General features: G+C 38.0%; 16 protein-coding genes. 3 read left to right on the plus strand and 13 right to left on the minus strand.

Annotation, left to right across the window (positions count from 1 at the left end; translation table 11 throughout):
• Nucleotides 1-60: 60 nt before the first annotated feature.
• The 9 genes from fabF to ACIQAA_RS19025 form a co-directional block, all read right to left on the minus strand.
• Nucleotides 61-1,299: a beta-ketoacyl-ACP synthase II gene (gene fabF, locus ACIQAA_RS18985; RefSeq protein WP_402622323.1), complete on the minus strand. Its 1,239-nt coding sequence runs from the start codon at nucleotides 1,297-1,299 to the stop codon at nucleotides 61-63.
• Between the two features lie 427 nt (nucleotides 1,300-1,726).
• Nucleotides 1,727-2,590 (minus strand): carbohydrate ABC transporter permease, encoded by an 864-nt coding sequence (locus ACIQAA_RS18990; protein WP_402622458.1) that lies wholly within the window; start codon nucleotides 2,588-2,590, stop codon nucleotides 1,727-1,729.
• Between the two features lie 49 nt (nucleotides 2,591-2,639).
• Nucleotides 2,640-3,542 carry a carbohydrate ABC transporter permease gene (locus tag ACIQAA_RS18995; RefSeq protein ID WP_402622325.1) on the minus strand — a complete coding sequence of 301 codons (903 nt, stop codon included), beginning with the start codon at nucleotides 3,540-3,542 and terminating at the stop codon, nucleotides 2,640-2,642.
• A 73-nt stretch (nucleotides 3,543-3,615) separates the two neighbouring features.
• Nucleotides 3,616-4,908, minus strand: coding sequence for an ABC transporter substrate-binding protein (locus ACIQAA_RS19000; RefSeq protein ID WP_402622327.1), 1,293 nt, complete (start codon nucleotides 4,906-4,908; stop codon nucleotides 3,616-3,618).
• Nucleotides 4,905-5,843, minus strand: coding sequence for a ribokinase (rbsK, locus tag ACIQAA_RS19005; RefSeq protein ID WP_402622329.1), 939 nt, complete (start codon nucleotides 5,841-5,843; stop codon nucleotides 4,905-4,907). The genes ACIQAA_RS19000 and rbsK overlap by 4 nt, the downstream gene beginning before the upstream one ends.
• Nucleotides 5,844-5,870: 27 nt before the next feature.
• The gene (locus ACIQAA_RS19010) at nucleotides 5,871-6,344 is read right to left on the minus strand and encodes an RpiB/LacA/LacB family sugar-phosphate isomerase (protein ID WP_402622331.1); all 474 of its coding nucleotides are present in this window, start codon (nucleotides 6,342-6,344) and stop codon (nucleotides 5,871-5,873) included.
• Nucleotides 6,345-6,501: 157 nt separating this feature from the next.
• The gene (locus tag ACIQAA_RS19015) at nucleotides 6,502-7,563 is read right to left on the minus strand and encodes a LacI family DNA-binding transcriptional regulator (protein ID WP_402622333.1); all 1,062 of its coding nucleotides are present in this window, start codon (nucleotides 7,561-7,563) and stop codon (nucleotides 6,502-6,504) included.
• Between the two features lie 196 nt (nucleotides 7,564-7,759).
• Nucleotides 7,760-7,930, minus strand: coding sequence for a hypothetical protein (locus ACIQAA_RS19020; RefSeq protein ID WP_402622334.1), 171 nt, complete (start codon nucleotides 7,928-7,930; stop codon nucleotides 7,760-7,762).
• A 56-nt stretch (nucleotides 7,931-7,986) separates the two neighbouring features.
• Complete coding sequence (locus tag ACIQAA_RS19025; protein WP_402622335.1) at nucleotides 7,987-8,745, minus strand: SDR family oxidoreductase; 759 nt, start codon at nucleotides 8,743-8,745, stop codon at nucleotides 7,987-7,989.
• A gap of 173 nt (nucleotides 8,746-8,918) precedes the next feature.
• Between ACIQAA_RS19025 and ACIQAA_RS19030 the strand changes: the two genes are divergently transcribed.
• Together ACIQAA_RS19030 and ACIQAA_RS19035 are read left to right on the plus strand one after the other, a co-directional pair.
• The gene (locus ACIQAA_RS19030; protein ID WP_402622337.1) at nucleotides 8,919-9,524 is read left to right on the plus strand and encodes a TetR/AcrR family transcriptional regulator; all 606 of its coding nucleotides are present in this window, start codon (nucleotides 8,919-8,921) and stop codon (nucleotides 9,522-9,524) included.
• 215 nt (nucleotides 9,525-9,739) lie between these two features.
• Entirely contained in the window at nucleotides 9,740-10,018 is a 279-nt protein-coding gene (locus ACIQAA_RS19035; RefSeq protein WP_402622338.1) for a hypothetical protein, read from the plus strand.
• Nucleotides 10,019-10,084: 66 nt separating this feature from the next.
• Here the strand turns inward: ACIQAA_RS19035 and ACIQAA_RS19040 are convergent, their stop codons facing one another.
• On the minus strand, nucleotides 10,085-10,804 hold the full coding sequence (locus ACIQAA_RS19040) for a YwaF family protein (protein WP_402622340.1): 720 nt from the start codon (nucleotides 10,802-10,804) through the stop codon (nucleotides 10,085-10,087).
• Nucleotides 10,805-11,020: 216 nt separating this feature from the next.
• Between ACIQAA_RS19040 and ACIQAA_RS19045 the strand changes: the two genes are divergently transcribed.
• On the plus strand, nucleotides 11,021-11,389 hold the full coding sequence (locus tag ACIQAA_RS19045) for a cupin domain-containing protein (protein ID WP_402622342.1): 369 nt from the start codon (nucleotides 11,021-11,023) through the stop codon (nucleotides 11,387-11,389).
• Nucleotides 11,390-11,697: 308 nt separating this feature from the next.
• Here the strand turns inward: ACIQAA_RS19045 and ACIQAA_RS19050 are convergent, their stop codons facing one another.
• From ACIQAA_RS19050 to ACIQAA_RS19060, 3 genes are all read right to left on the minus strand, one after another.
• Entirely contained in the window at nucleotides 11,698-11,976 is a 279-nt protein-coding gene (locus tag ACIQAA_RS19050; protein ID WP_402622343.1) for a hypothetical protein, read from the minus strand.
• A 679-nt stretch (nucleotides 11,977-12,655) separates the two neighbouring features.
• Complete coding sequence (locus ACIQAA_RS19055; RefSeq protein WP_402622345.1) at nucleotides 12,656-13,159, minus strand: RNA polymerase sigma factor; 504 nt, start codon at nucleotides 13,157-13,159, stop codon at nucleotides 12,656-12,658.
• Between the two features lie 417 nt (nucleotides 13,160-13,576).
• Nucleotides 13,577-14,059 (minus strand): hypothetical protein, encoded by a 483-nt coding sequence (locus ACIQAA_RS19060; RefSeq protein ID WP_402622346.1) that lies wholly within the window; start codon nucleotides 14,057-14,059, stop codon nucleotides 13,577-13,579.
• Between the last annotated feature and the right edge of the window lie 61 nt (nucleotides 14,060-14,120).

Below are 14,120 nucleotides of genomic sequence, written 5' to 3' on the forward strand. Positions count from 1 at the left end.
ACATGTTCTGCAAACATTTTTGGATATTGAAATAAAAAACCATGACCACTTACCTTTTTATCACTCTTCATTAAATTTCTTAAATACTAAAACAGCATTATGGCCTCCAAAACCAAATCCATTGGAAATCGCATAATTTACTTCCGCATTAATTGGATTGTTTGGTACATAATCAAGGTCACATTCCTCATCAGGATGTTCATAATTAATGGTTGCAGGAATCACATTTTCTGAAATGCTTTTAAGAGTGATAATGGCTTCAACTCCGCCTGCTGCACCGAATAAATGTCCCGTCATTGATTTTGTTGAACTAATTTTTAGCTTGTAAGCATGTTCACCAAATACTTTTTTAATCGCTTTTGTCTCTGATTTATCGCCTTCTGGTGTACTAGTACCATGTGCATTTATATAATCAATGGCTGTTGTTTCTATGTTTGCCATTTCAATCGCTAGCTTCATTGCTCGAACTGCACCATTATAATCTGGTGAAGTAATATGATAGGAATCTGTTGAAGACCCATACCCAATAATTTCTCCCAATATTGTTGCCCCTCTATTTTTCGCATGTTCATATTCCTCAAGTAACAAAATTCCAGACCCTTCAGACATGACAAAACCGTCTCGTGTCTTATCGAATGGACGACTCGCTGTGATTGGTGAATCATTATTCGTTGACATTGCCTTCATTCTAGAGAAACCCGCGAAGGATAATGGATTGATCGACGCTTCTGTTCCACCTGCTAAAATCGCATCGGAATAACCATGGCGGATATTTAAAAATGCTTCACCAACCGCATGATTTCCAGTTGCACAAGCGGATACTGGTGAAAAACTTGTACCTCTAAATCCCGTTTTAATCGATACAATTCCAACAGCCATATTTATAATCATCATTGGTGGCATAAACGGAGATACTTTTCTTGCGCCTTTTTCTAATAAGGTTTGATGATTCTCTAGAACTGTATCTATTCCTCCAATTCCTGAACCGATGAATACCCCTAGGCGATTTTCATCTTCATTTTCAATGTTTAATCCAGATTGATCTAAAGCTTGTTTTGCAGCGGCATAGGCATATTGGACAAATTTATCAAACTTACTTAACTCTTTTTTATCAAAATAATTTTCAGGTGAAAAATCATCAATCCTTCCACCGATTTTAGTATTTATGTCTTCATAACCTTCAAATTCTATTTTTTTTATGCCTGATTTTGAGTTCTTAATGTTACTCCATAATGTCTCGACATCATTTCCTAATGGTGTGATGGCACCATAACCTGTAATAACGACTCTGCGATTCATTTCAAATCCTCCAAACATTCTTGTAATTTTATTACCCTAAAAAGAACAATCGGTCTGTTTTTTTACAAAAAAATAATCACTTATTATGCGATCTCCTTTGTTGATAATAATATACCTCCTAAAAAAGAACAATCGGTCTGTTGCTATTAAACCTTTTTGAAATAATCTTGTCAATAGGTTCTTACTATATAGAATTAACAATTTTTAAATAAATATGTAAAATAAAAAGACTGCCAAGCAGACAGTCTACAAGATCCTATGAATGATAGCTTTTCTCTTTAAAAAAATTAAATCTAGATTTTTTTAATTTAGTTTATGTTCATGTTTTTTCGATTTTAAGGTCAATTTCATCTAATTCATATCGATCATTTAAAATAATTTTTTTCCAATTAGTTTGGAGGCTGATTCATTATATCCCCTATTTTGGTTATTTCATTCCGGATGTAGCAATACCTTCTACAATATATCGCTGGAAGAAGAAGAAAATTAAAAATACTGGCATGATCGACAGTACCGACATGGCAAAGAGCGAGCCAAGAGCAGCCTCTCCACCCGCATCGGTGAACATTCGAAGTGCGAGTGTGACGGTATATTTTTCTACACCACTGAGGTATAGAAGCTGGCTAAAAAAGTCATTCCAAGTCCAAATGAATGTAAATATGGTGGTTGTAACGATGGCTGGTACAGTCAGGGGCAATATAATTCGAAAATAGATCGCAATAGGCCCGCATCCATCTATGGTAGCCGCTTCATCCAATTCTCTTGGTAGTGAACGAATAAATTGAACGGTTAGAAAAATAAAAAATCCATCAACGGCAAAAAACTTCGGCACTACAATTGGCAGAATAGTATTGATCCATTCCAACTTGTTAAAAATAATGTACTGTGGAACAATAAGTACATGCATCGGAATCATCATCGTCATCATCATCAAGGCAAACCAAATTTTTTTGTGTTTGAATTCCAGCCGAGCAAATGCATATGCTGTTAGCGAGCAGGACAAGACATTGCCAATCACGGCCAATCCGACCATAACAAATGAATTGAGATAAAAGGTGGCGAACGTTGTACCTGATGTGCCTTTCCATCCTTTTATGTAATTCGAAAGTGTTAAATCTTTCGGCCAAAGACTGTTATCGCTCAGAATACTTTGTGTAGGTTTAAACGAACTGATAATCATCCATAAGATCGGATAAAGCATGATGATTACGCCGACAAGGATGAAGGCGTGCAATATCATCTTTTTAAAGCGAAATGGATTTGTTAACCGTTTCTCACGTGTCCTCAACATCAACCCGTTTTTTTGTTGTTTAACCTCAATTATCGACTTTTCCATCTTATCACCCCTGATCCCCGTAATGAACCCATTTTTTCGAAGTTAAAAAGATAAGGCCAGTAAAAAAGGCGATGATTAAAAGCAGAGACCAGGCCATAGCAGAGGCGTAGCCCATTTGGAAGTTCCCGAAGCCATTCTGGTACAAATAAAGAGTATAAAACAGTGTAGAATTTACCGGTCCGCCTGTACCGTTACTGATAATATACGCTGGTGTGAAAGCTTGAAATGAACTAATGATTTGCATAATGCCATTAAATAAAATAATAGGTGATAGACATGGCAGCGTAATGTGAATAAATTGCTTCCATTTGCCAGCACCGTCCAGGGATGATGCTTCGTAAAATTCCTGAGGGATTTGCTTGAGTCCCGCCAAGAAGATAACCATAGGTGAGCCAAATTGCCAAACTTTTAACAATATAAGGGACCAAAGGGCATAATCAGGTGTACCCACCCAGCTAGGCATATCAATCCCTGCATAACCTAGCAATTGATTGACAATACCACTGTCCCCGAACACCTGCTGCCAAAGAATAGCAATCGCCACGCTTCCACCAATCAACGAAGGAATATAGTAAACGGCGCGATAAACTCCTAGTCCACGAATCCCTTTATTTAAGAGCAGTGCTAGAAAAAGAGCAAACGATAACTCCAGCGGTACTGCAACTAACACGTAGGTAACGGTAACCTTGAGAGCTTGAAAGTATTGTGGATCCTGGGTAAACATGGTCAGATAATTTTTCAATCCAACCCAGTTAGGTGAAGATACAAAATTGTAATTTGTAAATGAAAGATACAAAGAACTTAGAAACGGAAAGCCACTAAACACCAGCAATCCTATTAGCCATGGCGCCAGAAAGAGGTATGGAATTATCGATGACCACCGTTTTTGGTCAAATAAATTCAACATGGTTTTTGCTCCTTTTTTAAGAACAAAAGCTCAAGATTTTTATTTCATGAGCTTTTGCTCTTATAAAATTGACTTATCTGTTTAAAATTTGTTCGGCCTGTTCGAAGAATTCATCCACAGCTTGTGAAATGGTCTTTTGTTTAAAGGCAATGGCTTGGTTAGTGGACAGCAAAAGCTTCTGTACAGATGTACTATTACTCGGCATAGATGGATATGGCTTAGATGATTGGATCATTTCGTCAACGAATGCATATTCCTTATTCTCCGGTTCTCCGAGTAGTGGTTTGATTACTTCCTGCATTTGTTTAGAAGCTTGTGGACCATGCTCTCCTTTAAAAATTTTCGCTGCATCCGGATCGTTAACAACAAAATTGATCAGCTTTGCTGCTTCCTTCGGATGTTTTGTCTTTGCGGAAATTCCCAATGAAGCTACAATCAGCGGAACCTTTTTCTCGCCATTTGGGTCCATAGGATAGCTAACAATCGCCAACTCGTCTTTTGCACTGCCTTGATAAATTTTCAACTGATTGGAGCTTTTGCTAATCATCGCAACCTTACCAAGCGCAAGCATAGACTGCTCCTGTGGTTTATCCCCTTGTTCCGATTGAATGTCTGCTGGTGGAGTTAAGCCGTCTTTACGCATTTGATCCCAGAAGGTGAACCAGTCGGTCAAATCCTGTTTATTGATTCCTAGTCCATCGCCTTTGAATACTGACTTTCCTCTTTGTTGTGCAAATAACTCGAGTCCGCGATATACGCCACCTTCGTCTTCAGTAGCCCATGCATCCTTACCTAACGATTTTTGAATAGCTTTTGCGATTTCAACATATTCATCCCATGTCCAGTTGTTTTTTGGAAGCTCTAAACCCGCTTTTTCAAACATCGCTTTGTTATAGATAACACCGGTGATATTATGACCAAGACTAATGGCATAAAGCTTGTCATTGACTTTACCACCCTCAATGTCCATCGGGTCTAAATCCTTCACATTTAAGTCACCTGACTCAACTAAGGGACCTAAGTCTAGCATCATATTACGTTTAACAAAGTCAAATTGGAAGAAGCTGCTGGTTTGCATGACATCTGGAGCATTTCCTCCCGCTGCCTGTGTTGTAAATTTCTCCGCATATTGGTTTTCCACGGTAAATTCTCTTGAGACTGTGATAGTTGGATTTTTTTCCTCGAACAAGTCAAACAGTTCATTCATCTTGTCATGACGGGCTTGACCACCCCACCAGGCCACACGGAGTTCTACTTTCTCTTTACTGTCAGATGCTCCGCTCTTTGTTTCCTCGGAAGAACAAGCGGCTAGTCCAAAAGATAGAATAGTAGACATAAATAGTAATAAGAATTTTTTTAGTTTCATAAACTTACCCCCATATGATCAATTATATTTTCAACTTTTGATCTACTAGGCATAGATGATTGTGCCCCGAAGCTTGTGACCGATAGTGCGGCTACTTTCTGAGCAAAGCGAATAGCATCATCTAACTTACCACCTTCTCCAAGATAGACCGCTAACCCAGCATTAAAGGCATCGCCCGCACCAGTAGTGTCCACGGCCACTACTTTATTTGCTCCTATATGAATGACACCTTCCTCAACTGAGTAGGCAGCTCCGTCACCACCAAGTGTCATAACCACTTGCTTAACACCCTTTTTCTTTAGCTTGGTAATCATTTCTTCATACCCTTCGACCCCAGCCGCTTGTCCTGTTGTTATGTACCTTGCTTCTGTTTCATTTGGGGTAAGTATATCGATTTGCTGTAATAGAAAATCGGACAGATGTGCCGCAGGTGCAGGGTTTAAGATAATTGGGACATGATGGTTATTTGCAATCAGAACGGCTTCTTCCACCACAATTATTGGGATTTCTAATTGTACTAATACAAGGTCGGCAGAACGGATGATTTCTTCAGCCTTTCGAACATGAGCGGGCGTCATTTGATGGTTTGCACTGGGAGAAACAACGATACTATTCTCACCGGATTCATTTACAGTAATCATAGCGACCCCGCTTGAAACACCGGATTCCGTCGTTACAAAATCTGTACCTACAGATTCACCTTTTAATTTTGCAATCAATTCCTTACCAAAACCATCATCCCCGACACAGCCAACCATATCTACCTTAGCACCCAGCCTACTAGCAGCTACAGCCTGATTAGCACCTTTTCCACCTGGCATTGTTGCAAAATTACTTCCTATTATCGTCTCTCCTTCAAGTGCAATCCTTGGTGTACCGATGACCAAATCCATATTTAAACTTCCGATCACCACAATTCGAGCCTGTTTTGCCATAACTCCCCTCCGTTCAGCTAAAATTTTTTACTCGGACGCTGTGGGCTTTAAAGAGTAATGGTGTAACTCCATCTCGTGCAGTTTCCTTACTCGACGCCTGAACTCTTCATCCGTGCTGAATTCTGCTTTCAAGAAACTCTCGAGCAATTCGACTAATAAAACAGGTCCTATAATTTGTGCACCGACGCACATCACATTAACATCATCGTGTTCCACACACTGATGCGCAGAATATATGTCATGGCAGACGGAAGCACGAATTCCAGGAATTTTATTGGCTGCGATACACGCCCCTACTCCAGTACCACAAACCATAACAGCCCGATCTACTTCGCCCGATAAGACTCCTGCACACACTGATCTAGTAATGTCCGGGAAATCGACGGGATTGGGGTCATAGGAACCATAATCGCTCACCTCATGCCCCATATTTTTTAAAGCGTTTACAACTGTGTCCTTTAATGGAAAACCTGCATGGTCTCCTCCTACTCCGATTCTCATTATTTATGCCTCCCAAGTTTATTTGTATTTGCTTTCTATTCAATCAAGCTTTTAAAAAAATTTACTAAGAAGTATAAATCATTACATTTTTTCGGTTAATCGATTAACTTTGTTTTTAAATAAAAACCGATAAATCGGCAAATTCAGATAGTGATAATTAAATACAACCACTTGTTGTCTCTTGTTTGTTGGATTGGCTTCTGTACGGATTTTCCTTATTGCACCCGCAGGAGTGCCGGATAATTAACTCAGTATCCATATAAGTGATTTCTCGCTTCACTTGCTTATTTATTATTCTAGCTAGGATTAATCTTGCGGCATGTACGCCTAGTTCGTATGCTGGTTGCTTAATCGTAGTAATCGGCGGATCGACAATATCGGCCCAATCGGAATCATCATATCCAACGACTGCGAGCTCATCAGGAATAGAAATACCTGATTCCTTTAAATATTTATAAGCCCCCAATGTCATTGAATTGTTTGAAATAAACACCGCATCCGGCTTGCTTTCCTGTTCCATTAGCTCTTTCATTTTCATGTAACCGCTTTCGATATCAAAATTGCCTTCCTTCACAAACTCATCCAATTCGGTAATGCCATAATCCTCAAGAGCTCTCTTGTAGCCAGTCAATCGATCTTTGCCAGTACTAATCGAAATTGGCCCAGTGATGATCGCTATTTTTTCATAACCATGCCGAATCAAATGCTCTGTGCCAGAATAAGCCCCCTTAATATTGTTCGTCATGATCACATCGGATACCATGAAATCAGGGCAACGGTTCAGGAATACCATTGGAACTCCCGTTTTCTCCATTGAGCGGAAATAATCACCTGTGTGCCCTGTGGATGAGACGATGAGTCCGTCTACTCTTTTGCCTATTAATACTTTAAGGTATTTATCCTCTTTCTCCACAGAAGAATCCGTGTTGCAAAGCAGTATGCTATAATCGCTCTTGGCTAGTTCTTCTTCAATCCCACGAACCACAATCGAAAAGAAAGGGTTTACAATATCGGAGATTAGAAGCCCAATGATGCGTGATTCCTGCACACGAAGACTTTTTGCTACAATATTAGGTTGATAGTTCAGTTCCTGAATCGCCGAGAAAACTTTGTTTTTTACTTCATCACTTACATGTTTTGTTTCGTTCAACACATTAGAAACAGTTGCCGTAGAAACTCCAGCTAGTGTTGCTACCTCTTTGAGGGTGGCTCTCTTCATTCAGAGTTTTCACCTCCTTTAATCGATTAACTAGATTTTATTCTGAATATTCATTCTTGTCAATAAATTTATTTGAATTTTACCAGGTCATATGATTTCACCTTAGACAAATGGAAAGCCCTAATATCCAAGTAGAAGAAAATACTTAGATATTAGGGCTTTCTTAAAAAGAAGATTTATTATGTTTTCTTAATACCTATATTTTTTCCTTCCTTAAGCTGCTTCCTATATTCAGCTGTTGCTGTGAATACTCGCCGCTGATTCGAACTTCAGGGAATAAATGATAACGAATGGCGTTAATGTCCTCCCACGATAACGGTTCTTTTAATCGAAAAGGAACCACAAACATATTCAGTATCTTTTCCATGAAAGAATCATGCAATTAATCAACCGAGTAAAAAAGTGATATTCTGATTATTTAATTTAATAAGCAGTCCAGCCTGCATCTCCGGCGATAACAGTTCCATTTACGAAGCTTGATTCATCTGATGCAAGGAAAAGAGCGATGTTGGCAATATCTTCGGGTTTACCTATACGAGGATTGATGGCCATTCCTGCATGAATGCGTTCCATGCCAAAATGGTTAATATTCGTCATTGAGGCACCGATATTGGTTTCAACTCCACCTGGTGCGATTGCATTACAACGTACCCCACTCTTTGCGTACATATATCCAGTATTCTTTGTGAATCCTACAACAGCATGCTTAGAAGCGGTATAGGCAGCTCCAGCTCTAGCACCTTGAAGTCCACCAGCTGAAGCAATATTAACAATGACTCCAGACTGTTTGTCTAAAAAAATTGGCAGCGCTTTACGAGTTGTCCGCATGACACCGGTTGTGTTCACAGCAAATACTCTTTCCCATTTTTCATCTTCAATATCACCAGCAGGTTCAAAGTTATCCATAATACCTGCATTATTTACTAAAATATCCAATGTCCCATAAGTAGTAACAGCAGTATCAATCAGATTTTGTACATCTTCTTCTTTCGCAACATTGGCCATTACAGCGATGGCTTCCCCACCAGCCGACTTTATTTCTTCTACAGTTAGATTAGCTGCTTCGATGTTGAGATCGGAAATGACTACTTTTGCTCCTTCTTTTGCATAAAGAATTGCAATTGCTTTTCCCATACCGGAAGCTGCCCCAGTAACTACTGCTATTTTATTCTCAAGTCTCATTTTTTCATTCCCCCAATATTCGCATTAAATTACTTATAACTAAGCACTATTTATATTATAATTATAATGAAAAAGGCGGTACAATCAGCAAATCAGCTTCCATTTGTCTATTAATGAACAATATTATGCTAGATTGATTATTAAATATTTTTATCGAACAATGGAGGTGTGTTATGTCTATTAAAAATCAATTTATGGACAGAAGAATTGTTAAATCGAAGAAGGCTATGAAGTCTGCCTTAATAACATTAATGCGCGAGAAGGAATTGAAGGAAATTTCGGTAAGTGATATTGTGCGTTTAGCGGACATTAACAGAGGGACATTCTATAAACATTATCAATATGTAGAGGACATACTGAATGAAATGACGGATGAGGTAATCACAGAATTGACCGATTCTTATCGTGAACCTTATAAAAATAAAGAAGTGTTTGAACTAAATCAACTGACCACTTCCGCGATAAAAGTATTTGATCATATCCTAAAATACGCTGATTTCTATTCCCTTATGGTTCAATCCAAAACATTAGCTGGATTTCAACATAGGTTTTGCAGTGTAATAAAAGATTTAACGTTGAATGATTTAAAAGATAGTCTCCCTAAGCCCCAAATTAACCGCGAATTACATGTAAGCTATCAGGCATATGCGATGTTGGGCTTAGTTTTAGAATGGATTAATGGAGGTTTTAAATATAGTTCAAGTTATATGGCAGAACAACTTCTGGAATTAATAAAACAGAAACAATCAAATACTACATTTAAAACAAGTATTTCATAAAGATAGAATACATGGAACCCAGGTGTTTACAACTCCTGGCTTTCCTACATCGATAGCTGTTTCAAATAATCACCATAAAATAATGAAAACATCGAATCCGGTGTGACCCCCACATGGAACTAGCGGCTATTTTTTAGACTTTTGGTATCTCAAGGCATAACAAACTCGTAAATAGGAAAAATAAAACAGTAAACGATTGAGAAAGGGAGATCCATTTGTCCTATACTTATAACTTATATAGTTCCGAACAATTAGGGTTTTCAAAGTCCTATCATATCAGAACAGAATTGCCTCCACATAAATTTCGCGCTATTATGATGGAGTTTCGTCGGGGCGGCGAACATGACCCGCAATCCTTTATTCAATATATGACCCAACAATTTCCAGACAGTTTTCAGTTGTTTGATTATGACGACGTTGTGCAATTTGATGCGGACCAGGAAAATTCCGCCATTTTGGCCAACTTGTTGGATCAATCGGATACAACGATTTGAATGAGGTGTTTATGGAACTTTTACCAATTGAAAATGATTATTAAACAACGAAAAGTCCTCTACCATTTATAGATACGAGGACTTTTGTATTTTTTCTTTTTTTTGTAAAATCCCCATTGGAATGTATGTGATTATACATACAATCAAGGCGACGATCTCAAGACTAATAATATACATGATCCCACTTCCAAAGAATGTTAATAACGTCTTTGTTTCTGTAGGGGCTGATATAAAGAAAAAGTTTGTGTCAAGCAGTTGATTTAAGAAATAAATTGGTACCGCAATGACATTAATAATTAAAAAGCTGGATAAAACGGCTTTCCTCGGAACCCTGTAACCTTCGAATAAGATAAAATACAATACTGCTAATGGGATGGCCGAATGTTTAAGGAAATATCTTATAAAACGAAAATGAGGAAATTGGTGGACAATATCTGGTGAAACCATACTTAAAATAGGAGGAAGTGCCCCCATAAAAAATAACAAATGAAACACTTTTTCGTTCTTTTTCAGGAACAAGTACAAAGCTAAAAAGGCACTAAGTGAACAAACGTGCAATGGCAGATCACTGACTTCCCATTGCTTTATAACGATTAAATACACTTGCAAGGATATGTCACAAACAAGTAAAATCGTAAACAAGGACCACTTTAAAATAGCTTGGTATTTCACAAGTTTCTTCCTGTAATAAATGAACATGAAAAATGTGGTAAAGAAGATCAATAACGTAACAACATGGGGCATTGAAAACAACGTGAAATCCCGCATTTCTGTAGCAGAGAACATGATTTCATCCCTCTTTCTGCTTAAAAACTGCTGTTTTCTTCATTGTATTCAATACACAAAATACTAGTGACGGCTTGTTTATTCTAGAGCCAACCAACCCATTTCAAATCGAAAAGCCGTTTCCTGAATGGAAATGGCTTTTAGTGTATGGATTAATTGACTGGATTAGGGTCAGCACCATCAATTTAGTTATGCTTTCTGCAGAGGAAAAAATGCGTGATTAATGGCGCATACTCCATTCTGGATCTAGTTAAGGATCCTTCAGAGGGACCATTCTATGGACCTGGAATTCATATTCATCAAAGAGCAGACGAAATTTTCCGTATCATTAAAGGAAAAGCTCGCTTTCACGTAGACGGGAAGGAGTTTGATGCGAAAGCAGGTGATCTCGTTGTAGTTCCAAAAGGTACCACTCATACTTTTGCAAATTTTAGCGACACTCCTTTACATATGCAGATTACGTTTACTCCTGCGGGAGATGAGCTTGCATTCCAGGACTCTGTCGGAAAGACAATAGATGAAATTATTGAAATGGCAAGAACAAAATACCGAGTCATCTTCACAGGACCTCCTCTTGAAAAATAAATGGGATTAAGGGGAAATCACTGGGCGTATAAAAAGGAATACACGAACAGTATCTCTCTTACTTTCAGAATTCGTCTTGTTTATCTTGATTTCTTTTGATTCCTTATTTATTTAAAAGTTAGAATAACCAAAAAAGAGGGCCTTGTGAAAGCGTAAAGGGTTCACTTTAGAGGTGCATGCCAGCATTTTGGCAGATTTATTGACATCTAATTTGACAGTTAATATAACAAAAGAAAGAGTGCCTAATTTCTCTAATAATTGGCACTCTTTTTGTATAAGATATCTGTTTATTCGGGCTAGACTAAATATCAATTGTATAGAAAGCATGTAATAATCAAAATTCCAATTCCTAATACACATATTCCGTAAATACATAAACTATTTAATGAACGCAATACCCCTCTTTTCATCAAATACTCATTTATTCCAAAGAATAAAATAATGGGTATAATCCACCAAACTACTTTTAATATAGCAAATGCACTGGCTCCGCTATCATTAAATATAAAGCCTACTCCTAGTAAAAAGAATGAAAATCCTAGTGACAATATCAACAAATATCTAACAAAATACGGTAAAAATCTCACGATATCCCTCCTTAGAAAATAGGTTATTTTGTATATCATTCTTGTATATTATTTTAATTCAATAAAACGAAAGTTATTATACTCCCTCTCGAAGTTGACCTCTAATTCACACTCAATTTGGCACTAAAGATAACACTAAAATGATTACTTTAAGTAGTTTTACCTCCACTCTACACTTTAACACTATTTGTGATATGGTTCACCTTAACCTTTTTTAACGGTCAAGCTTAGCATATAAACATTTTCTCGTTTTCGGAATCCTCTCATCAAGTGATGATTAATAAGTAAAAAAGTCCAGTTCGATCGAACTGCACTTTTTATTATGAGAATATATGTAGATGTTTGTAAAATGACCGAACTTTGATCATTTTACTGTTTTGGGTCGATGCAGGCATGCGGCCATTCCGTTAGAGTTTATGGGACGAAAATATTAAAAATAGAAATAACGACTAAAGTGAATACTGCAATGGCCGTAGTTTCATTTTTTGGTCACTCCAGTCCAGCTGAACACTTCTTTCATTGACTATTCTCTTTTCTTCCAACCCGTTACGGGCATTGAGCTTTCCTCTCAGTGACCATAATGCTCTCTTAAAAACAGTTTCGGGCATTGAACTCTTCTCACCGTGACCATACCCTTCTTTTACCAGGGGACCGTAGTCACTAAAACGCTCTCCCAAACTTATGCTAAGGACTGAAGCTTCGGACGTAGGCGTTCTTTTGCTCGTTTGATTCTAGTTTTAACAGTGGATATCGGGAGATTGCTTTTCATCGAGATTTCGTTAATCGAATAGTCCTTGTAATAATAGAGATAAATTGGTTTTTGATAGATTTCCGGTAACGTCTTGACTTTCTTAGCCATTTTGCTGGCATAGTCTTTGAGTATAACTCTTTCTTCAGGAAGAGGTGTCGGCTCCATCACAGCTGAGTAAGAATAAACCTCCTCCTTCCAAAACTGCTTTGTCTTATTTTCCTTTCTCCAGTTATCACGGCATTTATTTGCCGCTATCGTGAACAGCCAATTTTTAAGCTTTGATGATTCTTGAATGGTTGGAAAAGCCAAATAGGCTGACAGCAATGTTTCCTGGTACAAATCCTCAGCGAGCTCTTTGTGTTTTACGAGCGAGTATATATAAAGATAAACGGATTTACCATGTTCTAGTATAGCTTTTTCAAAATTCTCCATCTGGTACATCCCTTCCCCTGGATTAATGATCCTCACTTTAATAGACGGAGGACAGCCTATAAACCCCTACACTTTCCAATAAAAAATTTTTAATGATTTTTTTTGAATAATCCCTGTCATAAAAATCGATCTAAATCGAATGGATAAAGGTTTCTTTAATAAGCCCCATTCCAATTAAAAAGAATGCCATCAACGGGACTTCTTCCGCTGTTACTCCGTTTCTCGTAAAGTATCTACATATTCAATTGCAACAAGGCGTGTATACCCTTTTCTAAGCTACTCTAACATCTTTTTCTTTGTTGCTGTATGTCCTTATCAGACAGACTGATACACTTCTAAAAAAACCTTGGGTCGTATAATCTTATACGACCCAAGGTTCCATGTCCCCAGAAAACTACAAGGGTGATTCGTTGTGATTTAATTAGCTCCTTCAGGTGCCGTTGGATTTTTCTCAGCAGAAACGATTTCCCCGGTTTCGGCGTTTACTGTTGCAATGTAAATATCGTTCCACTTAAGGCCGCTATCTTTACCTGCCTTAACATTCCGCTTCGCTTCGATGAGTTCGGCGTCGGTATATGTGTATTTTTGATCTTCAAAGGATACAAAATAGAACGTTCCTTCCATGTCTTCTAAGGTGGCCAAATTCTGCCAAACTTCCAAGCCATTTAATGAAACCTTAAATTTTTCTTCAATCGCTTTCTTCGCAATCTCAACCGCTTCCTCATTGTTCACCGGCATATCTTCGATTTGTGTAATTTCGGGCTGCTGATGTTTACCAATGACCTCCACCTTTTGAGCATCGTCACCTGAATAAGCAAATGCCGACACAACGCCGTTTCCTGCAACCAAAGCGGTTGCTACTCCTAAAGTCAGTGCTGATGTGACAAACTTTTTTCTCATCCTTCATTACCTCCAACATTTTTTTGGTGTTTCGTAGCTACAAACCTAGTATGATGGAGCC

It is taken from the genome of Neobacillus sp. NPDC093182, from assembly GCF_044754045.1.

What these genes read in the sequence shown, in the direction of transcription:
- ACIQAA_RS19015 (WP_402622333.1), bottom strand. Translation starts at nt 7,563, where the DNA reads ATGAAGAGAGCCACCCTCAAAGAGGTAGCAACACTAGCTGGAGTTTCT.
- ACIQAA_RS18990 (WP_402622458.1), bottom strand. Translation starts at nt 2,590, where the DNA reads ATGTTGAGGACACGTGAGAAACGGTTAACAAATCCATTTCGCTTTAAA.
- ACIQAA_RS19040 (WP_402622340.1), bottom strand. Translation starts at nt 10,804, where the DNA reads ATGTTCTCTGCTACAGAAATGCGGGATTTCACGTTGTTTTCAATGCCC.
- ACIQAA_RS19055 (WP_402622345.1), bottom strand. Translation starts at nt 13,159, where the DNA reads ATGGAGAATTTTGAAAAAGCTATACTAGAACATGGTAAATCCGTTTAT.
- ACIQAA_RS19060 (WP_402622346.1), bottom strand. Translation starts at nt 14,059, where the DNA reads ATGAGAAAAAAGTTTGTCACATCAGCACTGACTTTAGGAGTAGCAACC.
- ACIQAA_RS19000 (WP_402622327.1), bottom strand. Translation starts at nt 4,908, where the DNA reads ATGAAACTAAAAAAATTCTTATTACTATTTATGTCTACTATTCTATCT.
- ACIQAA_RS19030 (WP_402622337.1), top strand. Translation starts at nt 8,919, where the DNA reads ATGTCTATTAAAAATCAATTTATGGACAGAAGAATTGTTAAATCGAAG.
- ACIQAA_RS18995 (WP_402622325.1), bottom strand. Translation starts at nt 3,542, where the DNA reads ATGTTGAATTTATTTGACCAAAAACGGTGGTCATCGATAATTCCATAC.
- fabF (WP_402622323.1), bottom strand. Translation starts at nt 1,299, where the DNA reads ATGAATCGCAGAGTCGTTATTACAGGTTATGGTGCCATCACACCATTA.
- rbsK (WP_402622329.1), bottom strand. Translation starts at nt 5,843, where the DNA reads ATGGCAAAACAGGCTCGAATTGTGGTGATCGGAAGTTTAAATATGGAT.
- ACIQAA_RS19010 (WP_402622331.1), bottom strand. Translation starts at nt 6,344, where the DNA reads ATGAGAATCGGAGTAGGAGGAGACCATGCAGGTTTTCCATTAAAGGAC.
- ACIQAA_RS19025 (WP_402622335.1), bottom strand. Translation starts at nt 8,745, where the DNA reads ATGAGACTTGAGAATAAAATAGCAGTAGTTACTGGGGCAGCTTCCGGT.
- ACIQAA_RS19020 (WP_402622334.1), bottom strand. Translation starts at nt 7,930, where the DNA reads ATGGAAAAGATACTGAATATGTTTGTGGTTCCTTTTCGATTAAAAGAA.